We start from the raw sequence: 24,315 nt of genomic DNA on the forward strand, positions 1-24,315 counted from the left end.
ATGGGCGAATTCACCATCAAGATGCCTGATGTCGGCGAAGGTGTTGCCGAGGCCGAGCTCGTGGAATGGCATGTGAAGACAGGCGATCCGGTGCGCGAGGACATGGTGATCGCCGCCGTCATGACCGACAAGGCCACGGTGGAAATCCCGTCTCCCGTCAATGGCACCGTGACCTGGCTTGCCGGCGAGATCGGTGACCGCATCGCAGTCAGGGCGCCGCTTGTGCGCATCGAGACATTGGGGGAGGTCGGCGCAACCGAGCCTGCTGCGCTTGCTGAGCCGGTGAAAGTCGAGGCGCCCAAAACCGCTCCGAAGGCGCCGGTATCCGCACCCCCAGCCACGACCGCACTTGCAGAAAAGCCGCTTGCTGCGCCATCCGTACGACTCTTCGCGCGCGAGCGCGGTGTGGATCTGCGGCAGGTGCAAGGCACCGGGCCGGCTGGCCGCATTCTGCGCGAGGATGTCGAGCAATTCCTGAGCCAGGGGGCGACGCCCATCCTGGCGCGGGCTGGTCTGGCGAAGAAGACAGCGACCGAGGAGATCAAGCTGACCGGCCTTCGCCGCCGCATCGCTGAGAAGATGGTACTCTCCACCTCGCGTATTCCTCATATCACCTATGTGGAGGAGGTGGATATGACGGCGCTCGAGGAACTGCGCGTCACCATGAATGCCGACCGCAAGGCCGAGCATCCCAAACTGACGATACTGCCCTTCCTCATGCGAGCTCTGGTCAAGGCGATCTCCGAGCAGCCCGATGTCAACGCCACCTTTGACGACGACGCCGGCATCATCACGCGCCATAGCGCCGTGCATATCGGTATCGCCACGCAGACGCCTGCGGGCCTGATCGTGCCCGTGGTGCGCCATGCCGAAGCCCGCGGCATCTTCGATTGCGCTGTCGAAATGAATCGGCTGGCAGAGGCGGCACGCTCCGGCACGGCGACACGTGATGAATTGTCAGGCTCGACCATTACCATCAGCTCGCTCGGCGCGCTTGGCGGCATCGTCTCCACGCCTGTCATCAATCATCCGGAAGTTGCGATCGTCGGCGTCAACAAGATCGCGACGCGTCCAGTGTGGGACGGGACGCAATTCGTGCCACGCAAGATGATGAACCTCTCCTCCAGCTTCGATCACCGCATTATCGACGGCTGGGATGCGGCGACCTTCGTACGGCGTATTCGCACGTTGCTCGAAACGCCGGCGCTCATTTTCATCGAAGGCTGAGCTATGAAAGAGATTGTCTGCAAGCTCCTCGTCATCGGCGCCGGTCCCGGTGGTTATGTCTGCGCCATCCGTGCCGGCCAGCTCGGTATCGATACCGTCATCGTCGAGGCCGGCAAACCCGGTGGCACGTGCCTGACGGTCGGCTGCATTCCTTCCAAGGCACTTATCCATGCGGCAGAGGAATTCGATGCCACGCAAAGGATGCTGGCGGGCAAGAACCCGATGGGTATCCGTGTTGAGGGCGCCTCCATCGACCTCGCCCGGACAATCGCCTGGAAGGATGGCATTGTCGGCCGGCTGACCAGCGGTGTCTCCGGCCTGTTACAGAGGGCACGGGTCAAGATCGTGCACGGTCGCGCCCACTTCCGGGACGGCAAGACGGTCGAGGTGGAAACGGAGACTGGCCAACAGATCATTCGCGCCGAGACCGTGGTGATTGCGACAGGTTCCGATCCCGTGGAGCTTCCGAACCTACCTTTCGGCGGCCGCGTCATCTCCTCGACCGAGGCGCTGTCATTGGGCGAGGTGCCGAAAAATCTGGTCGTGGTTGGCGGCGGTTATATCGGACTTGAGCTCGGGACAGCCTTCGCAAAGATGGGGTCGCAGGTAATGGTCGTAGAGGCGACGCAGCAGGTGCTGCCGCAATACGACGCCGAACTCGTGCGGCCCGTCTTGCGCAAGATGGCCGAGCGCGGCATTCGCGTGCTGACCGGTGCAAAGGCAATCGGCCTATCCGATACCGGCGAAGGACTTGTCGTCGAAACCTCTGACGGGCAGCAACAGACGCTTGCCGCGGACCTTATTCTCGTGACGGTCGGCCGTCGTCCGAGAACAGCGGGCTCAGGTCTCGAAGAACTCGACCTCGATCGCGCCGGCCCCTATCTAAGGATCGACGATCGTTGCCGCACGTCCATGCGCGGCATTTACGCGATCGGCGATGTCACCGGCGAGCCGATGCTGGCGCATAGAGCCATGGCGCAAGGGGAGATGGTCGCTGAAATCGTTGCGGGCAGGAAACGCGCCTGGGACAAGCGCTGCGTTCCGGCGATCTGCTTTACCGATCCGGAGATCGTCAGTGCGGGCCTCTCACCGGCGGAAGCACGTGCGCAGGGCTATGACATCAGGACCGGTCAGTTCCCCTTCAGCGCCAACGGAAGGGCGATGACCATGCTCTCGGAGGAGGGGTTCGTGCGGGTGGTGGCGCGCACCGACACTAATCTGGTTCTCGGCCTGCAGGCGGTGGGCGCCGGAGTCTCCGAGCTTTCGGCTGCCTTTGCGCTCGCCATCGAAATGGGTGCCCGGCTGGAAGATATTGCCGGCACGATCCATGCTCATCCAACCCGCAGCGAGGCAGTGATGGAAGCGGCACTCAAAGCTCTGGGGAACGCATTGCATATGTGAACGTGTACGCAAGCTGTCTCATCGCGCCTTGGGCTCGACGCCGGTCGAGCGCCTTTCGATGAGGTCTCCCGACAGGCGGATGACTGTCGCTGCCCGCAACAGCGCCGACGTATCACCCTCGATCATTTCGACGACGACCCGGACGATCTCGTCGACCGGCTGACGAAAGGTGGTGAGGCTGTAATGAGGCCAGCCGGCCATCGGGATATCATCGAAACCGGCAACGAAGATATCGTCGGGAACGCGGCAGCCAGCTTCTTCCCTTAGCGCATCGATGCCGCCGATCGCCAGAATGTCGTTGGCAAAGAAGATCGCGTCGGTGCTCTTCCTGGCAGCGATTTCGAGGGCGGCCTTACGGCCGGCATAATAGCTGTATTCCCGTCCCTCTATCTGGGCGCTCAGCGTCATGCCGAGCTCGGCAATCCGTGTGACGAAACCGTTCTGGCGCTCGCGGTTGGTGGTCGTATGGCTGAGGCCGGCGACATAGGCGACCCTGCGGGCTCCCTGCTGGTAGAAATGATCGGCGAGCGCGCGAGCACCCTCGACATTGTTGCAGGCGACGCAACTGAGGTTCGTGTCTTCAATGACGCGGTTGATCAGGATGGCCGGTCGACCTTCCGTCGCCCAGCTCAGTGTAGAACCGGAGAGGATCGTCGCTGAAATGACGATGACGGCATCCACATTGTATCGCCGCAGCGCTGAAAGCTGCTCCTCGAGGTTGGAGCCCTTGGTGATGTTGAAGAGAAGGCTCTGCAGGCCGATGCGCTGCAGCGATCGAGAGAGTTTCTCGATCAGGCCCGGATAGAAGGGATTCTGCATATCGGAGACGACGATCCCGATGATGTTCGTACGGCTCTTTGACAGCATGCTGGCGATTGCGTTCGGCTGATAGTCTACCTCGGCCGCATATTTCAGGATCCGTTTGCGCAGATCCGCCGCGATGCTTGCCCCCGGGGTGAAGGCGCGTGAGACGGCTGACTGGCTGACGCCGAGCATGCGTGCCAATTCACGCGCTGTAATCGGTTTGCGGCTTAACGCTTCACCGGGCGGCTCCCCCTGCAAGGATGGCGATCCCTGTTTGCGCATGGTTCTTTCCCCGTTTGCCACTTCTATCTCACTCTTCTTGCATTCGGATGCAGCAGATTCAATTGCTTCCATGATTTTTTATCTCACTGCTTTCGATTTCTCACAGAGAGGACAATATGTGCGCCTTAGCATTCATATTGCCGGTGAAATAAGCAATTCTATTATCTGCTTATATATCAGTTCCGCGCGTCGGCATCTTTGCAGATTCTGACATAAAACCTGTTCCAATTTCAATTCAATCGACCTGTTGCATACGGATGCAAATTGAAAGATGCTCCTGTTGACGACAACAGCGGCGCTGCAAAAGGCCCGTTCTCCGAGGAAATGTCAGTGGGTACGATCATCAAGTCCGTCGAAGCTTTTCAGGTGAAATGGGAGCCCAATGAGCCGCCGAGCCGTCGCACGGCTTTCGTGCGCGTGACGACGGAAGACGGCATCGTCGGGCACGGCGAAGCCTCGCCGATGATGGGCGGCGAACATTCGCTCGGCGTTGTCCGAGACTTCGCAGCCTCGCTCGTTGGCGCCGATGCACTTGATCAGGCAGTCCTCTACGACCGCCTCCTGCATAAATATGTGAAGCTCGGTCCGGAAGGCGCTGTTACAGGTGCGCTGGCCGCGCTCGATATCGCCCTCTGGGACATCAAGGGCAAGTATTTCGGCCTGCCGGTTTACAAGCTGCTCGGCGGTGCCTGGCGCACCGACCTGCCCTTCTATTCATCGGTCGGCAACAATGCGGGCCGCACCGTCGATGAAACAGTTCGTGTAGTCGAGCAGCGCTGGAAGGCCGAAAAGCCGGCGGCAATTAAGATCCGTTGGGACGGCGACCGCACGCGCCAGGACTATGATATCCCCGGTGACATCGCCAAGGCCAAGGCCGTGCGCAAGCTGGTGGGCGACGACTTCCCGCTCGCCTTCGATGCCAACAACCAATATTCCGTCGGCGGCGCCATCCGGGTCGGCCGGGCGCTCGAAGAACTCGGCTATATCTGGTTCGAAGAGCCGGTCCAGCACTACAATGTTCGCGCCATGGGGGAGGTGGCCCAGCGCCTCGACATCACGGTTTCGGCTGCCGAACAGTCTTATACGACTCAGGCCGTTGTCGACATGATCAATGCCGGCGTCCGCATGGTACAGCCCGACATCGTCAAGATGGGTGGCATCACCGGCCTCATGCAGTGTGCCGCGATCTGCTTTGCCCACGGCGTCGAGCTCGTTCCGCACCAGACGCAGCCGACCATTGCCCATGCAGCAAATCTGCACGTGCTGGCAACGCTCATGCACAACACCAAGCCCGCCGAATTCTCCGATCCGTCGACGCGCATGCATGTCGGCTTCACGAACCCACCGATCCCCGAAGACGGCAAGTTCAAAGTGCCGTCCGGCCCTGGTATCGGCCTGCTCGTCAACGACGCCGAGCTCGACAAGCGGCGAAGCTGAATATTCTGACAAAGGGAGGGAATGACATGAACTTGAGAAGACGTCAGTTTCTGGAATTGAGCGCTGCCACGGCTGCAATGAGCATGGTTGGACCTGCTCTCGCCCGTGCGGCAAGCGATCCCGATACGATCCGCATCGGCATTGCCGCCAACGGACCGCGCACCAGCGATCCGAATTACACGACGCAGGGCGGCGACAACTGGGCGACCGAGCAGATGTACGAACAGCTGGTGCGCCCCGACGACGGCACTTTCGCCACGACGCCGGATCAGTACCGCCCGACGCTTGCCACCGAATGGTCAGCTTCGGCCGATGCCAGGACCTGGACATTCAAGCTCCGCCAGGGGGTGCAGTTTCATAAGGGTTTTGGCGAAATGACGTCGGAAGACGTCGTCTTCTCCTTCAAGCGCGCGATGGCCGACGGCACCAATAAGCCGATCCTGTCGAATATCGCCGATGTCGTCGCCAACGGCCCCTATGAAGTCGTCATCACGCTGAAGAATTCGGACGTGAACCTGCTGGGCACGTCGATCTTCCTCAACAACACCTCGATCGTCTCGAAGAAGGCTGTCGATCAGATGGGTGCGGATAAGTTCAAGACGGACGCTGTTGGCACCGGTCCTTACGAGCTCACCCGTTTCGACAATCAATGGGGCACGGCGCTGAAGCGCCACGAAGGCTATTGGGGCGAAAAGGCCAGGGTTGCCAAGGTCGAATCCGTCTACATTGCCGATACGACGGCGCGCACGCTTGCGCTTCTGTCAGGTGATGTCGACATGATCGAGGCCGTCCGCGCGCCGGGCTGGGTCGATTCCATGCTGCAGCGCGATTCCACGCTTCAGTTCGATATGACGTCGCCTGGCTCATTCAACACGCTGCATGTCAATCTGAAGCGCAAGCCCTTCGACAATATCAAGGTGCGTCAGGCGATCATGTACGCCGTCGATCGGCATGCTGTTGCCAATGCGATGAAACCGATGGGCGGCTTTACGGCCGACCTGCAGCCCGAGAATTTCCCGGGTGGTTTCAAGACCGAAGACCTGCCGCCGGAGCTCCAGTACAATTACGATCCTGACAAGGCGAAGGCGCTTTTGGCCGAAGCCGGCTTCCCCAACGGTTTCGACTTCGAAAGCAATGTCAGCCAGCGCGAGGATTATGCCTCGATCATGCTGATCGTGCAGGAGCAGCTGCGCGCTGTCGGGATGCGCATGAACCTGCATATCGGTGATCACACCGCCTATCATGCAGACAACCAGCACGACAAAAATACGCTGGCCCTGCATTCGTCCAGCTATCCGCCGATCCCGACGCAGCTCTACGTCCAGCAGCTTTCGACGAAGGCGGAGGTCAAGCCGGACGGAACTGGCGGTATCAACTACAGCCACTACGGCGTGGTTATGCCAGGCATTGACGACCTGCTCTCCAAGGCGCTGCAGGCGACCGACTACAAGGCCTATGTCGACTACTGCCAGCAGATCGAACTTCAGGTCTTGCGCGACCTGCCGCTGATCGGCATGTCGACGCTCTCCTTCACGGTCGCCCGCAATGCACGTCTCGACCTCGGCTATAAGGTGCAGAGCGGCTATGCGCGCTGGCGCTTCCATCGCGCCACCAAGAAGGCCTGATCACAGGTCGCGATGAATGCGAGTGAATGAACATGGCTAGATATTTTCTCCTCCGGCTGGCGGATGCCATTCCGACAATCTGGCTGGTGCTCACGCTCGTGTTCATCGCGATGCGGATCCTGCCGGGCGATCCGGCGATTGCAGCCCTGGGAGATATGGCTCTCCCTGAGCAGCTTGCAACCTTTCGCCACCAGATGGGGCTCGATGTGCCGCTGTGGCAGCAATATATCAACTTCCTTATCGGCGTGCTCAGCCTCGATTTCGGACAGTCCTACATGAACGGCGAGCCAGTGCTGAAGCTGATCGCCGCCAATCTGCCCTATACGATCGAGCTCACCGTTGTGGCGATGATCATCGGCGTCGGCGCCGGCGTGCCCTTCGGCGTGCTTGCGGCAACCCATCGCGACCGGCTGCCGGATTCCGGTATGCGTGTCTTCGCCCTTGTCGGCTATGCCATCCCAGACTTCTACCTCGGAGCACTGCTTTTGATCGGCTTCGCGCTGAACCTCGGCTGGTTCCCGATCAATGGCGGCGGCGATGGCTTCATGGACCGCATGTATCATATCGTGCTGCCGGCCCTCACACTCGCCCTCGTCAAGGCCGCCTTCATCGGCCGGCTGTCGCGGACGGCACTTCTGGAAACGCTCGGCAAGGACTATGTCCGCACTGCTCGCGCCAAGGGTGCCCGTGAACCGCGTGTCATCTATCGTCACGGGTTGCGCAATGCGCTGCTGCCGCTCTCGACCGGCATGGGGCTCAGCCTGCTTGCCACGCTGTCGGGTTCGGTCGCCGTCGAGCTGGTGTTCAACAGGCCCGGTCTCGGACGCTTGCTCATTCAGGCGATCAACGAGCGTGACTACGGCATCATCCAGGGTGGCGTCGTTGTTTTCGCGCTCCTCGTCCTTCTCATCAATCTGGTGATGGATCTTCTCTACATCGTCATCGATCCTCGCATCCGGGTGAAATAATGAGCATCATCACTCAAACGCCGGGGTCTCCCTTGCAGGCTTCCGAGCAACCCCTGCTGGCGCCTGCGCCCGGCCTGCTGTCGCTTCTGTCCAGAACGCTGCTGCGGCGGCCCTCGACCCTCTTCGCGGTGGCGATCGCGCTCGTCTTCCTTCTGGTCGCGATCTTCGCGCCGGTGCTTTCTCCCTATGATCCGTTGGCGCAGAGCATCCTGTCGATCAACAAGCCGCCATCGACTGCCCATTGGCTCGGCACCGATCAATTCGGGCGCGATGTGCTCTCGCGTATGATCCATGGTTCGCGCAATTCGCTGCTCTTTGGCCTGATTTCGCCTGCGCTTGCAGCGCTGTTCGGCACAGCGCTCGGCGTGACCGCTGGCTATTTCGGCGGATTGGTCGACCGCATCATCAGCCGTCTCATCGATCTGTTGCTTGCCTTTCCGGAACTGCTGCTGGCGATCATCATCGCAGCCGTGCTCGGCGGCGGCTTCTGGAATATTATCGCCGTGATCACCGTCGCCTTCATTCCTGGCTTTGCTCGCGTGGCCCGTGCTTCGACCCTTTCCGTCAAGCAGGAGCCTTACGTGGAGGCGGCGATTGCGGTCGGTGTCCGTACGCCCGTCATCATCTTCCGGCACATCATCCCGAATATTGCAGCCCCCATCGTTGTGTTGATGACGCTGTGGGTGGCCTCCGCCATCCGCCTTGAGGCCTCGCTCAGCTTCCTCGGCATCGGCACCCGCGCCCCCAACCCGAGCTGGGGCAATATCATCCGCGACGGCCTCAACAATCTCTTCGGATCGCCCTGGCCCATCATTGCCGCCGGTTTCGCCATCACTTGTGTGGTCCTGTCCTTCAACCTGATCGGTGATGCTGCACGCGATATGCTGGATCCGGAGACGAGCCAATGACGTCCATATCACTGACACCATTGCTCAAGGTCGAAGATCTCGCAGTCGAATTCGGCCCGAAAGATTCTCCAATCCGCGTCGTGAACGGCGTCTCGTTCGAGATCGAAGCGGGTGGTTCTGTCGGTATTGTCGGCGAGTCCGGTTCGGGCAAGTCGATCACCTCGCTGGCGATCATGGGTCTTATCCCCAATCCACCCGGCCGCATCGCGCAGGGGCGTATCGAACTCGAAGGCGTCAACCTGCTTGATCTGCCCAAGACGAAGCTGCCCGAGATCCGCGGCCGCGATATCGCGATGATCTTCCAGGAACCGATGAGTTCTCTGAACCCGGTCATGACCATCGGTGACCAAATCGGCGAAGCGATCAAACTGCATGAGAAGATGAGCCGCGAGCAGCGGCGCGCGCGCATCATCGAACTCCTGAAACTCGTGGGCATCCCGAATCCCGAGGGTCGTCTCGACGCCTATCCGCATCAGTTCTCCGGCGGTATGCGCCAGCGCGTGATGATCGCCATGGCAGTCGCCTGCAACCCGAAACTTTTGATCGCCGACGAACCGACGACGGCGCTCGACGTCACCATCCAGGCGCAGGTCCTCGACCTGATGGCGAGGGTGCGAAAGACGCTGAACACGGCCGTTCTGCTGATCTCGCACGATCTCGGCGTGATCGCCGAGGTCTGCGACCGGGTGATCGTCATGTATGCCGGCCGCGTCGTCGAGGATGCCGATGTCCGCTCTATTTTCGCCAATCCGAGCCATCCGTATACGCAGGGTCTGCTCAAATCCATTCCGCGTCTGGACGACGATCAGAAGCGGCTCTACCAGATCCCCGGCTCGGTACCGACGGCAGGTTCGGTGAAGCAGGGCTGTCCGTTTTACGCACGTTGTCCGCTGCACATCGACAGGTGCCGCAGCGAGATGCCGCCGATGTTTTCCTTTGGTCCAAGACACAAGGCGGCCTGCTGGGTCACCGCCGGAGCAACAGCATGACAGAAACAAGCAGCGTCGACGACTTGTTGACCGTCAGAAACCTCGGCAAGACTTTTTCCGACGCGGGCGGACTGTCGTTCGGAGGCCAGTCGTCCGGCGGCGTGCGCGCGGTGGATGGCGCGTCTTTTTCCGTCAAACCGGGCGAGACGCTGGCGCTTGTCGGTGAATCCGGCTGTGGCAAGTCCACACTCGGCCGTCTTCTGTTGCGGCTGATCCAGCCGACCGATGGTGAGGTACTATTCGAGGGACGCGATATCACCTCTCTCAGCGCTGCCGAAATGCGCATTATGCGCGCCAAGATGCAGATGGTCTTTCAGGACCCCTACGGCTCGCTGAGCCCGCGTCGTTCGATCGCACAGATCATCTCCGAACCGCTCGAAGTCTTCGCAATGGCGAAATCGGCAAGGCAGCGTCGCGATCGCGTGGCGGAACTGCTGACACAGGTCGGCCTCTCTCCAAGTTTCATGGATCGTTACCCGCGCCAGTTCTCGGGCGGTCAGCGGCAGCGCATCGGCATTGCCCGCGCGATATCGGTCAACCCACAATTCATCGTCGCTGACGAGCCGGTCTCAGCGCTCGATGTTTCCGTGCAGGCGCAGATCGTAAACCTGCTGCAGGATCTGCAGTCTGAGCGGAAATTTTCCTATCTCTTCATCGCCCATGATCTTGCAGTCGTCCGCCATATCGCAGACCGCGTGGCAGTGATGTACCTCGGCAGGATCGTCGAGATCGGACCGAAAAAATCCGTCTACTCCATGCCGCAGCATCCCTATACGCAGGCGCTGCTATCGGCAGCACCCGAGCCCGATCCGGATCGCAAGGCAAGCCGCATCGTGTTGCAGGGCGACGTTCCGAGCCCGTCTCGCGTCCCGCCTGGGTGCAGCTTCCACACCCGCTGTCCGATTGCGAAGGACATTTGCAAGATTGAGCGGCCGGCGCTTCGTGAAGTCGTCCCAAACCAGTTATCGGCCTGCCATTTCGCCGCGCCTAATCCGTTGAAATAAGCAGGCTGAATCTCTCTCGGCCCTTAGGGCGCTTGTATCGTCGGCTTCGACCGCGACTACAGGGCAAAGGCCAAAGGACTGGTATCTTACGTTTTTAATCTCTGCGGGATTCCGGCTCGTTCACCCTTAGAGCGTCAAGCGGGATGTCGTTGCTGTCGGTCTGTGCCATCGCCTTCACGAGGGAGATGATCGTCTCACGGATGCGCCGGTCCTCGATCTTCGCGAAGGCTCTGTTGAGGACGAGGCCCTCCTTCGATCGCAGAAATTCTGCGACAGGATCAACCGGAGCGGAAAGATCGAGGCCGGCGAAGCTCGGCACTTCCGAATCATCCTGTTCGAAAAAGAAGGCTGGCGAGATGCGCAACACTTCGGCGATCTTCTGCAGACGGCTCGCGCCGATGCGGTTGATACCCTTTTCGTATTTCTGCACCTGCTGAAAGGTGACGCCGATCTGTTCGGCAAGTCGCTCCTGACTCATGCCGAGAAGCTGCCTGCGCTTGCGCATGCGCATGCCGACATAGGTATCAATCGCGTTCGGTGTTTTGACGTTCATGGCCTACCTTCTGTCTCTTTCGCATTTCAGTTCATTGCCTTGTAGACGGCATCGCACCGCTTTTCTACGATTTGTTTTTGATATTATATTAGAAATTCGGCATTTACTCCATACCGTGGCATAGCTCGGAAGGATCATCGGGCGCGAGCGGCGTGTGACGTGGCCAAAATGGCAGAGCCGAAGCAAAAATTGCCTGGCTGCGTACCAATCTGCGCGAAACTGGGCTGTAATGGTTTCTCTTCATACGATAAATGCACTTTCAGCGACCGCCGCTGACAATTCACTTCCCAAGCCCCGATCGCCCTAATAACAGCCCGCACGAAACCGACGATGGCCCGGCATGTTTCCGGCCGCGCAGGAGGAAGACCCATGGCGTCTGTTGCCGAGAGCGCCCCTCGCTTTGAAAAGACCGCAATGTCCATCCTGGTGGCAGTCAGCTTCTGTCACATGCTCAACGACATCATGCAGTCGCTGCTTGCCTCGCTTTACCCGCTCTTCAAGGCCAATTACGACCTCGATTTCGTGCAGATCGGCCTTCTGACTATGACCTTCCAGGTCACCGCCTCGCTGCTTCAGCCGCTCGTCGGCATCGTCACTGATCGCTGGCCGATGCCCTATTCACTGCCAGTCGGCATGGCGAGCACCTTCTGCGGCCTGATTCTCCTCGGCAATGCCGGCAGCTTCGAGCTGCTCCTGGTCGCCGCAAGCCTCATCGGCTTCGGCTCGGCCGTCTTTCACCCGGAATCCTCGCGTGTCGCGCGCCTCGCCTCCGGCGGCCGCCATGGTTTTGCACAGTCCTTCTTCCAGGTGGGCGGCAATGCAGGGCAGGCAATCGGGCCGCTGCTTGCGGCTTTCATCGTGCTGCCGAATGGCCAGCACAGCGTTTCCTGGCTGTCCGGCATCGCGATGATCGGCATGCTGGTGCTGAGCTGGGTCGGCACCTGGTATATGAGCCACCGTCGCCAGAACGCCAGCAAGCCAGCACCGAGTCGCACGCTGCCGCTGCCGCAGAACAAGGTCGTCTGGGCGCTGCTCATTCTCGTGCTGCTGACGGCGACGAAAAACGTCTATATGGCAAGTGTGTCGAGTTACTTCACCTTCTACGTCATCGATCGCTTTCAGCTCGATGTACAGCAGGCGCAGCTCATGCTCTTCCTGTTCCTGGGCTCTGTTGCCGCCGGCACCTTCCTCGGCGGACCGATTGGCGACCGTTTCGGCGCCCGCTTCGTCATCTGGTTCTCGATCCTGGGCGTCATCCCCTTCGCACTGCTGCTGCCCTATGCGAACCTCTTCTGGACCGGCGTGCTCAGTGTCATCATCGGCCTGGTCTTCGCCTCCGCCTTTTCGGCGATCGTCGTTTTCGCGCAGGAACTGGTGCCCGGTCGTGTCGGTCTGATTGCCGGGGTCTTTTTCGGCTTCGCCTTCGGCGCCGGCGGCCTCGGCGCAGCCTTCCTTGGCGAATTTGCCGATACGCACGGCATCGCATCTGTCTACCGCATCTGCTCTTACCTGCCGTTGCTCGGCCTATTCACTATTTTCCTGCCGCGTATCCCGAAACACCGCGCTGCCTAAACATCGCATTGAGCGAAGTGACAAAGGCGCTGGAAGATCTTCCGGTGCCTTTTGGTTGCGAGCAAGTCGTGAGCGCGCTTAAGCGAACATATTTTCCCCGGCCTCAAGTGAAGACGGATCGTCATTCCTTTAATACACTATTTTGATAGATAATATCTATTCCATGATGCAGCCATCGACGGCGCGATAGTGGAAGGAAATGACATGTCTGCACCCAAACTGGTCGGTCTTGCCGGCAGCTTCAACCGTCCCTCGAAGACCTTTGCGCTGGTAGAAAATATCGCCGGCCTTGCCGCGGAAAAATACGGCTTCAATAACACGATCTATGATCTAACCGATGTCGGCACGTCGCTCGGTCAGGCGCTGCGTCGAGATGATCTAGATAATCGTGCCAAGGAAATCATCGCAGACATCGTCGCTGCAGATGCTCTCGTCATCGGAGCGCCGACCTTCAAGGGCAGCTATCCGGGCCTCTTCAAGCACCTGATCGATCTCATCGATCCGCATGAGCTGCGCGCCAAGCCGATTGTCATCACAGCAACCGGTGGGGGTGATCGCCATGCGCTCATGGTCGAGCATCAGCTTCGTCCGCTCTTTGGCTTCTTCATGGCCCATACTTTGCCAACGGCCATCTATGCTTCAGATCGCGATTTCGCCGACTATCGCGTCTCCTCCGAACAGCTTTCCAAGCGGATCGGCGAGGTTATCGGGGAGCTTGCCGCTTTCTTTCCGGGCAGAAGTTCCACGCTTATTGCAGCGGAATGAGTGCCATCCCGAGACTGATTTTAGTGGCGCCCGCTGGGCGCCTTTTTCGTTAGACACGCCAAGTTCCCAATTTAATCGATGAATTTAGCAGAATATTATCCTGTCCCTATCGAGGGCGGGGCAAGAGTTTTTCCTCCGGTTAGAAGACATCGGATGTTCGTGCTTCGCCCGCAATCGGCGCATTTGCAATGATCCGCCTGCTCGGGGCTCGGCCTCATCAAGTCAGACGGGATATAAAATGACCAAGAACAAGAATTTCGGCGCCATTTCGCTTTCGCGCCGCGCGGCTCTCACTGTCGCCGCCTCTGCGGCTGCACTTATTGCCTTTGCAGCGCCGGCTCCTTCTTTTGCAGCAGACAAAGCGATCAAGGTTGGCATCATGAGCGGCGAGGATGAGGACGTCTGGCGCGTTGTTGCCAGCGAGGCTGCCAAGAAGGGTCTCAAGATCGAGACGATCACCTTCAACGATTATACTCAGCCGAACGAAGCGCTGGAGCGCGGCGAAATCGACGCCAATGCGTTCCAGCATCAGCCTTATCTGGATAATCAGATCAAGCAGAACGGCTATCATATCGTCCGTGTTGGTTATACCGGTGTCTGGCCGATCGGCCTCTACAGCAAGAAGCACAAGTCGGTCGCTGAACTGCCCGCGGGCGCCGTGATCGGCATTCCGAACGATCCGTCCAACGAAGGCCGGGCACTGCGCGTCCTGCAGAACCAAGGTCTGATCAAGCTCAAGGATGGAACGGGCATTCTCGCCACGATCGCCGACGTCGCCGAAAACCCGAAGAATATCGAGATCAAGGAACTGGATGCCGGCATCGTCGGCCGTTCGATCGACGACCTAGACGGCGGCGTCGTCAACACCGACTGGGCGCTGAAGAGCGGTCTCTCGCCGAAAGAGCGCATCGCGCAGGAGCCGATCGCTGACAATCCTTATCGTAACTTCATCGCGGTGAAGGAAGAGAACAAGGGTGCCGATTGGGTGAAGGCCCTCGTCTCCTCTTATCAGAACAATACGGTGAAGGCAGAGTTCGACAAGGTCTACAAGGGCACGGGTCTCAGCGCCTACTGATGAGCCGCCCTCCTGAGGGCGGCAAAATTGAGGCGGCTCGGGTCTTTGCCGGGGCCGCCTTCACCGTTTGCGAAGGAACGAGCATGAATTCTATTGTCTCCGCGTCAAGGATCGAGACGCGGCCCGACGACGCAGAAGAGGTCGTTCGCCTGACAGATGTCCGGCGCAGATTCGGCACGACACCGGCGCTCGACGGTATTTCGTTGAGTGTGAAGAAGGGCGAAATCCTCGGCATCATTGGCCGCAGCGGTGCCGGAAAGTCGACGCTGATCCGTTGCCTCAATGGTCTGGAGCGCGCCGATAGTGGCGAGATCGTCATTGAAGGCCGCAACATTACTGGCCTTGGCGAACAGGAACTGCAGCCGTTGCGACGCCGCATCGGCATGATCTTCCAGCACTTCAATCTCTTGTCAGCCAAGACGGTCGAGGAGAATGTTGTATTGCCGTTGAAGATCGAGGGTGTTGTCAAGGCCGAGCGGTCGAAGCGGGCGCACGAACTGCTGGAACTGGTCGGCCTTTCCGACAAGGCCAGCGCCTATCCGTCTTCGCTGTCAGGCGGCCAGAAGCAGCGTGTCGGCATCGCTCGCGCTCTTGCCGCTCGTCCGGCCCTGCTGCTGTCAGACGAGGCGACCTCGGCGCTCGATCCAGAGACGACGCGCTCGATCCTCACTCTCCTGAAAGACATTAATCGTAAGCTCGGGCTTACGATACTGCTGATCACCCATGAGATGGAAGTGGTACGCGGTATTGCCGATCGTGTTGCTGTCATCGATACCGGCCGTATCGTGGAAGAGGGGCAGGTCTGGTCGATCTTCGGCGACCCGCAGACGGCAATTACCAGAAGCCTGCTCGGCGGCATCCGCCCGCAACTTCCCGAACACATCGCCGCGCGCCTGTCACAGGCGGGTGGCACGGAAGCCATCATGAGCGTTGATCTTGCCGGGCCAGAAGCGCAAGGCGCGCTCTTCGCCGATCTGTCGGCAGCGATGCCGCATTCCTTCCGCCTCGTGCATGGCGGTATCGACCATATTCAGAACCAACCCGTGGCGCGGTTCTTCATTGCTGTACCGGCGCGCGATCCAGCGCTTGCCGGAAAGGTCGAACAATTTCTGAAGGCCCGGTCCGCCCGGGTGGAGGTGCTTGGTTATGACACCGATCATGATTGATCTGCTGTTGCGTTCCCTCTGGGAGACAGTGCTGATGACGGCGGGCTCCGGCGTGATCTCGCTGGTCGCCGGCCTGCCGCTGGGTCTGGCGCTAGTGTTGACGAACCGCGGCGGCATTGCCGAAAATCTCTGGATCAATCGTATCCTCGGCGCCGTCATTAACGGCTTCCGCTCGGTGCCGTTCATTATCCTGCTGGTGGCACTGATTCCGATGACGCGATTGATCGTCGGAACTGCGATCGGCACCTGGGCTGCTATCGTTCCACTCGCTATCGCCGCCACGCCCTATTATGCCCGCATCGCCGAGGTGTCGTTGCGCGAGGTGGACCGTGGGTTGATCGATGCGGTGCGCGCCATGGGCGGCAATCGTTGGACGATCATTCGCGAAGTTTTAGTGCCAGAAGCGCTGCCCGGCATTGTCGCGGGCTTCACGGTGACGCTGGTGACGTTGATCGGCGCATCGGCCATGGCCGGTGCCATCGGTGCCGGCGGTCTCGGTGATCTTGCTATCCGCTACGGCTACCAGCGTTTCGAAACCAACGTGATGATTGCGGTCGTCGTCGTGCTCATTGTGCTCGTCTGCGGCATCCAGTGGCTGGGCGACCGACTGGTCGCCCGCCTCGATCATCGCTAAAAACTACGTCTGAACTGTGCGGCGGGATGGCTGGCCGGCAGCCGGCCATTTCCACCGAATAGTTTTTGGCGCAGGGGTCCTTCTGTATGGTCTGCCTTGAACAGTCCGCGCTCCTGAAGCACGGGCACGACGAGATCGACGAAATCGTTGAGGCTTTCGGGCGCCACGGTGCGCGCCAGATTGAAGCCGTCGATGCCACCCTCTTCGATCCAGCGCTGCAGTGTATCGGCGATCTGCACGGGCGAGCCGACGATCGGCTTCATGCGACTGCCGAGCACCATTTGGTCGATGATCTGGCGCTTGGTGACCGGCTTTGCCGCCTGCCTGGTGATCGCGGCCAACGCCGACTGATTGGCATTGGTCCAGCTCTGGTCAATCACGTCATCGAGGTCATATTTCGAGAGATCAACGCCAACAGAGGCGGAATAATGCGCAAGCGAAGCCTCGACGCTCGCATGCCTGCGATAGTCTTCAAGCTTCTCCTGTGCCTGGCTTTCGGTCGTGCCGACGACGACGGTGATCAGACTCAGGATCTTGATCGCATCCGCACCGCGACCATTCGCTAGCGTCTTGGCGCGAAGCGCATCGACGGTTGGCCGCGCCGATTGTGGGTTCGGTCCCGCGATGAAAACGCATTCGGCATGGCGGGCGGCAAAATCCTGTCCGCGGGCTGAGGCGCCAGCCTGGAAGAGAAGGGGCGTACGCTGCGGGGAAGGCTCGGCAAGATGGATGCCTTCCATCTTGTAATATCGTCCGTGATGGCTGACGGCGCGGACCTTGGAAGCGTCGGCGAAAATATTGCGCTCCCGATCACGCAGCACTGCATCGTCATCCCAGCTTCCCTCCCAGAGCTTGTAGAGAATTTCGAGATATTCCTCAGCAGCGTCATAACGCGCATCATGTTCCGGCAGCTTGTCGAAACCCATGCTGCGGGCCGCACTGTCGAGATAGCCCGTAACGATGTTCCAGCCGATGCGGCCTTTGGTCAGGTGGTCAAGCGTCGACATGCGCCGTGCCAAAAGGAAGGGGGGCTCATAGGTCGTATTGACGGTCACGCCGAAGCCGAGATGTTTCGTGACGTAAGCCATCGCCGAGATCGGCATTAGCGGATCGTTGACCGGAATCTGTGCACCCGTTTCGATGACAGGGGCCGGGCTGTTCTTATAGACATCGTAAACGCCGACAATATCAGCAAGAAATATTCCGTCCAACTTGCCGCGTTCGGCCGTGCGCGCAAAGTCCGCCCAGTAATCAAGGTCGGTGTAATTGACGGAGCGATCGCGCGGATGCGTCCACATACCGTGATTGATATGGCCGACGCAGTTCATGTCGAAGGCGTAGATCTGCATTTTCTTCATCGAATACTGTCCCTGCGAATTTCGTCGGTCACTTCGAGGAATCGCGAGCGGGTCGGGAAACCACCGTTTCTTCCTTCCAAATTAGAAGCAAATTGTCCCTTACCCCCAATTCCGGAAATTTTCTATCTCTATAAAATCTATAAATTTACGATGATCTATTCACATTCCCGAGGCGGAATGATTTTGAACATTGCGGGAGAGGGATATGAAAATCAACCGACGCAACCTGCTGGGCACGGCCGCCGCTGCTGCCCTCACCTTCACCACCTATGCGACCCACGCTGCCGACGTCACTCTGAACATCGGCTATCAGCCGATCGTCGAGCCGTCGCGCGTGCCGCAGGTCGACGGCACCTATGAGAAGGAAACCGGTGCCAAGATCAACTGGCAGAAATTCGACAGCGGCGCTGATGTCATCACTGCCATCGCCTCCGGCTCCATCGATATCGGCTATGTCGGTTCGTCGCCGCTCGCCGCTGCTGCGAGTCGCGAACTGCCGATCGAGACGATTTATATCGTGGGACTGATCAGCGAGGCTGAAGCGCTCGCCGTCAAGAACATCAACAAGCCGGAAGACCTGAAGGGCAAGAAGATCGCCACGCCCTTCGTCTCGACCGCGCATTACAGCCTGCTGACGGCGCTTAAGCATTGGAACGTCGATCCGAAATCGGTGCAGATCCTCAACTTGCGCCCGCCGGAAATCGCGGCTGCCTGGGAGCGGGGTGATATCGACGGCGCCTATGTCTGGGATCCGGTCCTGGCGCAATTGAAGAAGAACGGCAGCGTGCTTGCCACATCAGCAGATGTTACCAAGTGGGGCGGCCCAACCTTCGATGCCTGGATCGTCAGCAAGAAATTTGCCGAGGCCCACCCCGAAGCCGTCACCAGCTTCGTGAAGGTCACGGGAGCCGCCTATGCGTCCTATCGTGGCAATCCCGATAGCTGGAACGCGACCTCGCCGGAAGCCGAAAAGATCGCCAAGCTGACCGGCGCCAAGACCGATGAAGTGCCGGCTCTGCTCAAAGGCTACTATTTTCCGACCCTGCAGGAGCAGGCTAGTTCCGACCTTCTTGGAGGCGGCACAGCCAAGGCCGTCGCCGAAACCTCGTCCTTCCTTCTGGAGCAGGGCAAGATCCCCGGCGTGCTGAAGGATTACGGCCCTTACGTCTCCGACCGCTGGGTCAAGGAAGCCGCAAAAGCGGGTCTCTGATCCTCCCGAGGGTTCCGGCGCGGCTTGACTGCGCCGGTTTTGAACAGGTGATCCCCATGAGCATACTTTCACTGCAATCCCTATCGCTCGACTACGCTGAGGCGGGCACCCGTCAGAAGAGACGTGTGCTCGACGGCATCAACCTGCATATCGCTTCGGATGAGTTCGTCATCGTCATCGGCCGGTCGGGCTCGGGCAAGACCAGCCTTCTCAATCTCGCGGCCGGTTTCACGGAGCCCAGTGAGGGACGCGTCTCGGTAGACGGCAAAGAGATTGACGGCCCAGGCGCTGACCGGGCTGTCGTCTTTCAAGATGATGCGCTCTATCCCTGGCTGAGCGCTGTCGGGAATGTTGCCTTTCCCTTGAAGCTTCAGGGCATTGCCAGGGCCGAAAGACAGAGCCACGCAGAGGAGCTGCTCGCGAAAGTCGGCCTTGAAGGCGCGGGTCACAAGAATATCTGGGAGCTCTCCGGCGGCATGCGCCAGCGTGTTGGTATCGCGCGCGCCCTTGCCTCCGGTCCGCGCTTCCTTCTGCTCGATGAGCCACTTGGCGCGCTGGATGCCCTGACGCGCAGCCGTATGCAAAAATTCCTGCTTGAGGTCTGGGCCGGAAGCAAGACCTCTGCCTTGCTCATCACCCACAGTATTGACGAGGCCCTGCTGCTTGCCACGCGCGTCATCGTGCTGGCCCCCAATCCCGGTCGTATCGTCGCCGATGTCAGGACCGAGTTTGGCAAGGCGCTTCTGGACGGTAAAAGTGTCAAGGAGATCAAGATGTTCGCAGCATTCAAGAGCCTGCACGACGAACTGACCGCTCTCATCCACGGGGATGAAGAGGAGATTGCCGCATGAGTGTCGAGACAGAAACTCTCACGCCTGCGGTTTCCGATCAGCTGGTAGAAGCGCAGCCCAAACGTCGTGGCACCTTGACGATCTCGCTAGCGTCAATTGCCGTCATCATCGCTGGCTGGAGCCTTGCCTCGGCCTATGGGGCCGTCTCGCCGGTCTTCCTGCCATCACCACTCACCGTTGTAAAATCGCTCGTCAATGTGGCCGTCAACGGCTTCGTTGATTCCACGCTTGCCGAACATACTGTGGCAAGCCTGTTGCGTATCTTTGCGGCGCTTGCGGTTTCGCTCCTCATCGGCGTGCCTGCAGGCCTTGCCATCGCCACCAGCCGCATTGGCAAGGGCATTCTTGATCCGATCGTCGAGTTTCTACGCCCGTTGCCGCCGCTTGCCTATCTGCCGCTGATCATCATCTGGGTAGGGATCGGCGAGGCCTCGAAAGTTACGGTGATCTCGCTTGCGATGCTGCCGCCGATCATCCTGTCGACGGCGTCGGGTGTCAAATCCGCCCCTGCAGATTTCGTCAACGCCGCCCGCTCCTTCGGTGCCAGCCGGTTGCAGGTGCTGCTGCATGTCATTCTACCAGGCGCCATTCCGTCGATCCTGACTGGCACGCGCATTGCGCTCGGCGCCGGCTGGTCGACGCTGGTCGCAGCCGAGTTGGTGGCGGCAAGCCAAGGCCTCGGCTTCATGATTCAGTCGGCGGCGCAGTTTCTGGTAACGGATATCGTTATCGGCGGCATTATCGTCATCGCAGCGATCGCCTTCCTGCTGGAATTACTGGCGCGGCTGATCGAGCGGCTCCTCGTGCCCTGGGCTGCGCATCGCTGAAGGTCTATCATCGCTTTGCCGATCAAATTATCCTAAGGCTGTATCGCGCTGCGTAACCGCAAGGTGATAGCGTGTGCGCGGACAATGCCGGAGGATGAAATGACCAAGAAGACGCTCTCGGACTGGGAGGCACTGGCGGAAAAGGAGCTGCGTGCAGCGCCGGAAGCGCTGACCTGGCACACGCCCGAAGGCATCGACGTCAAACCGCTTTATACGGCTGCTGATCTCGATGGTGCCGATGCGGACACCCTTCCCGGCTTTGCGCCATTCACCCGCGGCCCGCGCGCCACCATGTATGCCGGCCGCCCTTGGACGATCCGGCAATATGCCGGCTTCTCGACCGCCGAGGAATCCAACGCCTTTTATCGACGCAATCTTGCCGCCGGCCAGAAGGGACTTTCCGTCGCCTTCGATCTCGCCACCCATCGCGGTTATGACAGCGATCATCCGCGCGTCGTGGGCGATGTCGGCAAGGCGGGCGTGGCAATCGACAGCGTCGAAGACATGAAGATCCTCTTCGATGGCATTCCGCTGCAGGACATGTCCGTCTCTATGACCATGAATGGCGCGGTCATTCCAATTCTGGCCAGCTTCATCGTCGCCGGCGAGGAGCAGGGTGTTTCGAAGGCAGAGCTCTCAGGGACCATCCAGAACGATATTCTCAAGGAGTTCATGGTCCGTAACACCTATATCTACCCGCCCGAGCCCTCGATGCGCATCGTTGCCGATATCATCGAATACACGGCAAGGGAGATGCCGAAATTCAATTCGATCTCTATCTCCGGCTATCATATGCAGGAGGCAGGTGCGACGCTGGTCCAGGAGCTTGCCTTCACGCTCGCCGATGGGCGCGAATATGTGCGCGCGGCAATCGCCAAGGGATTGAATGTCGATGATTTCGCCGGCCGGCTTTCCTTTTTCTTTGCGATCGGCATGAACTTCTTCATGGAGGCGGCCAAGCTCCGCGCCGCCCGCCTGCTCTGGACCCGCATCATGGAGGAGTTCCAGCCGAAGAAGGCCTCCTCGCTGATGTTGCGTACCCATTGCCAGACCTCGGGTGTGTCACTGCAGGAGCAGGATCCGTATAACAACATCATCCGCACGGCTTTCGAAGCGATGTCGGCCGTGCTCGGCGGCACGCAGTCGCTTCACACCAATTCCTTCGACGAGGCGATTGCGCTACCGACGGAATTTTCCGCTCGTATTGCCCGCAATACCCAACTCATCCTCCAGCACGAGACCGGCGTCACCAAAGTCGTCGATCCGCTCGCGGGCTCCTACTATGTGGAAAGCCTGACGAAGGAACTGGCCGAAAAGGCCTGGGCGTTGATCGAGGAAGTCGAGGCTCTCGGCGGCATGACAAAAGCCGTCAACGAGGGCCTGCCGAAGCGGCTGATCGAGGAGGCTGCGGCTCGGCGCCAGGCAGCAGTCGACAAGGGCGACGAGGTCATTGTCGGCGTCAACAAATACCGGTTGGAGACCGAGCAGCCGATCGACATTCTGGAGATCGACAACAGCGCGGTGCGTGCCGCTCAGATCCGCCGTATCGAGGAAACCAAGCGCCGTCGCGACGGCGCGAAGGCGAAGGAGGCGCTGGCGAAATTGTCTGAGGTCGCCCGCACCGGTAACGGCAACCTGCTGGCCGCTGCCGTCGAAGCCGCCAGGGCGCGTGCCACCGTCGGTGAAATCTCCGATGCAATGCGCGAGGTTTTCGGCGATCATTTCGCCACACCGAAGGTGATCCGCGGCATTTATGGCACTGCCTATCGCGACGAGCCTGAACTCGAAGTCCTGAAAGCCAGGATGGCCGACGTAACCGAAGCCATGGGCCGCAAGCCGAAGATCATGGTCGCCAAGCTCGGCCAGGACGGGCATGATCGCGGCGCCAAGGTGATCGCCTCCGCCTTCGGGGACGTCGGCTTTGACGTTCTCGCCGGACCGTTGTTCCAAACTCCTGAAGAGGCGGCTGGCATGGCGCTCGAAGAGAAAGTCAATGTCATCGGCGTCTCGTCACTAGCGGCCGGTCACCGGACGCTATTGCCGCAGTTGATCGATCGGCTGAAGGAGCAGGGCGGTGGCGATATCATTGTCGTCTGTGGCGGCGTTATTCCACGCCAGGACTATGAATTCCTCCACGAACACGGTGTTGCCGCCGTTTTCGGTCCGGGCACGAATGTGCTGGAGGCCGCGAACTCCGTTCTCGACCTCCTGCAGGGCATCAGGCGGAACCAATAACCTAAAGCAGTCCACGCTTTGCGAGATTACCCATCAGCGCCGAAATGCCGAAAGTCCAGGGCGGGCATTCGGTCGAAAGCTTGACGGTATTGACCAGTGCCCCGAGGCCTGCCGACGAAATCTCCACCACGTCGCCGATCTTGTGCGTGAAGCCCTGGTTCTTCGCATCTCGATCTTGTGTTGGCGCAAAGAGCGTGCCGAGGAACAGCATGAATCCGTCAGGATACTGATGATGGGCGCCGACCGTCTGCTTGACGAGATCAGTCGGATCGCGGCTGATCTGCGACATCGAGCTCTTGCCGTGCAGGACGAAGCCGTCCTCACCAGTGACTTTGAGGTCGAGTTCGGCCTTGCGCACGTCATCGAGGCTGTAGCTTTCATCAAAGAGGCGGATGAAGGGGCCGATGGAGCAGGATGCATTGTTGTCCTTCGCCTTGCCGAGCAGCAGAGCGGAGCGGCCTTCGACATCGCGTAGGTTCACGTCGTTGCCAAGTGTGGCGCCCTTGATCTCGCCGCGGCTGTTGACCGCCAGGACGATTTCCGGCTCCGGATTGTTCCAGGTCGAGATCGGGTGAAGGCCGACGTCCGAGCCCCAGCCGACGGCTGAGAGGACCGGCGACTTCGTGAACACCTCCGCATCCGGGCCGATGCCGACTTCGAGATATTGTGACCAGATGCCTTCCTCGATCAGCGCCTGCTTGACCTTGGCGGCTTCCGGGGAACCGGCCTTGATATTGGTCAGGCTGCCGCCGATCAGGGCACTGACGCGTTCGCGAATGGAGGCGGCCCGGTCCGGATTGCCGGCCGCTTTTTCCTCGATGACGCGTTCGATCATCGATTGTGCGAACGTCACGCCGCAGGCCTTGATTGCCTGCAGGTCGGCAGGGGCGAGAAGAAAGGCTTTGCGCGCATCCGGCTTGCCGGTGCTGTTTGCCGCGATCTCCTCCAGAGTGCCGAGCGGCTTGCCCGCTGCTCCGCGAACGAACTCCGCTGCGTCGGCTCGCTCCAGCAGAGCGCTCAGGGTCGGGGTTGCGGAAGAGCTGATGTCGACGAGGGCGCCGTCGCGCAGCGTCACAATGCTCGGTCCGGCAACTTCCGGGTTCCAGGTACGGCCGACAAACAGGCCGCCCAAAGCGGCAGCATCGAGGGGAGAATGGGACATGGTGATCTTCCGTCACAGATGGAGCGGGGAGCGCTCCTGCAGATATGGATAGCTGCCGTCCTCCTACCCGACGGCGCCTGAAAATCGAGCACATTCGTCGGGCAAGAGCAAGGCTCATCAGGCAGAAAGAAGTTTGCGCCGGCTTTATGCTCCGGTGAAGCAACTGCGTGCCATAGCGGCATTTCGTCATAACTTATAACTATTTAGATACAAAATAACTCTTCTGTTTCATATACTTACCTATGGGGGAAAACTATTTTGC

Annotated in this window: 21 protein-coding genes; 17 read left to right on the forward strand and 4 right to left on the reverse strand. The window is 59.8% G+C overall.

All coding sequences use genetic code 11. The annotated features are described in order from the left end of the window. Positions 1-1,227: a dihydrolipoamide acetyltransferase family protein gene (locus EV281_RS18470; protein WP_132654910.1), complete on the forward strand. Its 1,227-nt coding sequence runs from the start codon at positions 1-3 to the stop codon at positions 1,225-1,227. A 3-nt stretch (positions 1,228-1,230) separates the two neighbouring features. Continuing rightward, complete coding sequence (gene lpdA, locus EV281_RS18475) at positions 1,231-2,628, forward strand: dihydrolipoyl dehydrogenase (RefSeq protein WP_132654912.1); 1,398 nt, start codon at positions 1,231-1,233, stop codon at positions 2,626-2,628. An 18-nt stretch (positions 2,629-2,646) separates the two neighbouring features. Here lpdA and EV281_RS18480 read toward each other — a convergent pair whose 3' ends face one another. Continuing rightward, a complete protein-coding gene (locus EV281_RS18480; protein ID WP_165911921.1) occupies positions 2,647-3,714 on the reverse strand; it encodes a LacI family DNA-binding transcriptional regulator in 1,068 nt (355 codons plus the stop codon). A gap of 330 nt (positions 3,715-4,044) precedes the next feature. Here EV281_RS18480 and EV281_RS18485 point away from each other — a divergent pair, with 330 nt between their 5' ends. Genes EV281_RS18485 through EV281_RS18510 form a run of 6 tightly spaced genes read left to right on the forward strand, consistent with a single transcriptional unit; the run spans position 4,045 to position 10,645 of the window. Then, positions 4,045-5,151: a mandelate racemase/muconate lactonizing enzyme family protein gene (locus EV281_RS18485; RefSeq protein ID WP_165911922.1), complete on the forward strand. Its 1,107-nt coding sequence runs from the start codon at positions 4,045-4,047 to the stop codon at positions 5,149-5,151. A gap of 26 nt (positions 5,152-5,177) precedes the next feature. After that, positions 5,178-6,776 carry an ABC transporter substrate-binding protein gene (locus EV281_RS18490; protein ID WP_132654918.1) on the forward strand — a complete coding sequence of 533 codons (1,599 nt, stop codon included), beginning with the start codon at positions 5,178-5,180 and terminating at the stop codon, positions 6,774-6,776. Positions 6,777-6,808: 32 nt separating this feature from the next. Then, a complete protein-coding gene (locus tag EV281_RS18495) occupies positions 6,809-7,744 on the forward strand; it encodes an ABC transporter permease (RefSeq protein WP_132654920.1) in 936 nt (311 codons plus the stop codon). Beyond that, the gene (locus EV281_RS18500; RefSeq protein ID WP_132654922.1) at positions 7,744-8,652 is read left to right on the forward strand and encodes an ABC transporter permease; all 909 of its coding nucleotides are present in this window, start codon (positions 7,744-7,746) and stop codon (positions 8,650-8,652) included. Before EV281_RS18495 ends, EV281_RS18500 begins: the two co-directional genes overlap by 1 nt. Beyond that, positions 8,649-9,641, forward strand: a complete 993-nt coding sequence (locus EV281_RS18505; RefSeq protein ID WP_132654924.1) for an ABC transporter ATP-binding protein — start codon at positions 8,649-8,651, stop codon at positions 9,639-9,641. Before EV281_RS18500 ends, EV281_RS18505 begins: the two co-directional genes overlap by 4 nt. Next, positions 9,638-10,645: a dipeptide ABC transporter ATP-binding protein gene (locus EV281_RS18510; RefSeq protein WP_132654926.1), complete on the forward strand. Its 1,008-nt coding sequence runs from the start codon at positions 9,638-9,640 to the stop codon at positions 10,643-10,645. Before EV281_RS18505 ends, EV281_RS18510 begins: the two co-directional genes overlap by 4 nt. Positions 10,646-10,739: 94 nt before the next feature. On the opposite strand, the gene EV281_RS18515 is transcribed toward EV281_RS18510, so the two are convergent. Beyond that, the gene (locus EV281_RS18515) at positions 10,740-11,198 is read right to left on the reverse strand and encodes a helix-turn-helix transcriptional regulator (RefSeq protein ID WP_132654928.1); all 459 of its coding nucleotides are present in this window, start codon (positions 11,196-11,198) and stop codon (positions 10,740-10,742) included. A 369-nt stretch (positions 11,199-11,567) separates the two neighbouring features. On the opposite strand from EV281_RS18515, the gene EV281_RS18520 reads away from it, so the two are divergent. The 5 genes from EV281_RS18520 (at position 11,568) to EV281_RS18540 (ending at position 16,410) form a co-directional block, all read left to right on the forward strand. Then, positions 11,568-12,770: an MFS transporter gene (locus EV281_RS18520; RefSeq protein WP_132654930.1), complete on the forward strand. Its 1,203-nt coding sequence runs from the start codon at positions 11,568-11,570 to the stop codon at positions 12,768-12,770. Positions 12,771-12,974: 204 nt separating this feature from the next. Next, on the forward strand, positions 12,975-13,535 hold the full coding sequence (gene msuE / locus EV281_RS18525; protein ID WP_132654932.1) for an FMN reductase: 561 nt from the start codon (positions 12,975-12,977) through the stop codon (positions 13,533-13,535). A gap of 238 nt (positions 13,536-13,773) precedes the next feature. Further along, on the forward strand, positions 13,774-14,610 hold the full coding sequence (locus EV281_RS18530) for a MetQ/NlpA family lipoprotein (protein ID WP_132654934.1): 837 nt from the start codon (positions 13,774-13,776) through the stop codon (positions 14,608-14,610). 83 nt (positions 14,611-14,693) lie between these two features. Further along, complete coding sequence (locus EV281_RS18535; RefSeq protein ID WP_132654936.1) at positions 14,694-15,776, forward strand: methionine ABC transporter ATP-binding protein; 1,083 nt, start codon at positions 14,694-14,696, stop codon at positions 15,774-15,776. Further along, positions 15,757-16,410 (forward strand): methionine ABC transporter permease, encoded by a 654-nt coding sequence (locus tag EV281_RS18540; RefSeq protein ID WP_132654938.1) that lies wholly within the window; start codon positions 15,757-15,759, stop codon positions 16,408-16,410. Before EV281_RS18535 ends, EV281_RS18540 begins: the two co-directional genes overlap by 20 nt. On the opposite strand, the gene EV281_RS18545 is transcribed toward EV281_RS18540, so the two are convergent. After that, a complete protein-coding gene (locus tag EV281_RS18545; RefSeq protein WP_132654940.1) occupies positions 16,407-17,768 on the reverse strand; it encodes an LLM class flavin-dependent oxidoreductase in 1,362 nt (453 codons plus the stop codon). The two genes, EV281_RS18540 and EV281_RS18545, sit on opposite strands and share 4 nt — an antisense overlap. 205 nt (positions 17,769-17,973) lie before the next feature. On the opposite strand from EV281_RS18545, the gene tauA reads away from it, so the two are divergent. The 4 genes from tauA to scpA all read left to right on the forward strand — a co-directional run bounded on the left by tauA (position 17,974) and on the right by scpA (position 22,891). Then, a complete protein-coding gene (tauA, locus tag EV281_RS18550; protein WP_132654942.1) occupies positions 17,974-18,978 on the forward strand; it encodes a taurine ABC transporter substrate-binding protein in 1,005 nt (334 codons plus the stop codon). 56 nt (positions 18,979-19,034) lie between these two features. Then, positions 19,035-19,829: an ABC transporter ATP-binding protein gene (locus EV281_RS18555; RefSeq protein WP_132654944.1), complete on the forward strand. Its 795-nt coding sequence runs from the start codon at positions 19,035-19,037 to the stop codon at positions 19,827-19,829. Continuing rightward, positions 19,826-20,656, forward strand: a complete 831-nt coding sequence (locus tag EV281_RS18560; protein ID WP_132654946.1) for an ABC transporter permease subunit — start codon at positions 19,826-19,828, stop codon at positions 20,654-20,656. The genes EV281_RS18555 and EV281_RS18560 overlap by 4 nt, the downstream gene beginning before the upstream one ends. A 99-nt stretch (positions 20,657-20,755) precedes the next feature. Continuing rightward, entirely contained in the window at positions 20,756-22,891 is a 2,136-nt protein-coding gene (scpA, locus tag EV281_RS18565) for a methylmalonyl-CoA mutase (protein WP_132654948.1), read from the forward strand. A gap of 1 nt (position 22,892) precedes the next feature. Here scpA and EV281_RS18570 read toward each other — a convergent pair whose 3' ends face one another. After that, positions 22,893-24,053, reverse strand: coding sequence for a fumarylacetoacetate hydrolase family protein (locus EV281_RS18570; protein ID WP_132654950.1), 1,161 nt, complete (start codon positions 24,051-24,053; stop codon positions 22,893-22,895). Positions 24,054-24,315 lie beyond the last annotated feature (262 nt).

This window comes from Rhizobium sp. BK418 (assembly GCF_004341105.1).
GTDB lineage: Bacteria > Pseudomonadota > Alphaproteobacteria > Rhizobiales > Rhizobiaceae > Rhizobium.